The organism is Massilia sp. LMS1-1-1.1 (assembly GCF_040815535.1).
Taxonomy (GTDB): Bacteria; Pseudomonadota; Gammaproteobacteria; order Burkholderiales; family Burkholderiaceae_D; genus Janthinobacterium; species Janthinobacterium aestuarii.
Map to the genome: position 1 here is coordinate 1 of NZ_JBFPNG010000030.1, position 282 is coordinate 282.

1 protein-coding gene is annotated in these 282 nt (G+C 54.3%); it reads right to left on the reverse strand.

Going from position 1 to position 282, the window contains the following annotated elements:
- The coding region (locus MRBLMS1_RS18860) for a S41 family peptidase (RefSeq protein ID WP_485881055.1) at window positions 1-282 on the reverse strand (282 nt) is incomplete at both ends.

Consider the following 282-nt stretch of genomic DNA (forward strand, 5'->3'; position numbering starts at 1 on the left):
TCGTTGAGGCGGGTGCGCCCGTCAACAAGATAACTGATCAGTAGCGCCACTGAGTCTTCCCCGCCACCGCCGTTGTTGCGCAGATCGATGATGAGGCCATCGGTGTTAGCGAGTTTATTCATCGCTGCGGCAAACTTGTCGGATACGAGGAAAACCGGCCCGAATGAGGAAATCTCCAGGTAGCCGATATTGGGACTAAGATGATCGACCTTTTCCACGCCAAGGTTTGATGCAAGAACCCTTTCAAGCACGGCAGGCGGCACTTGTTTTTCCCATTCCGCC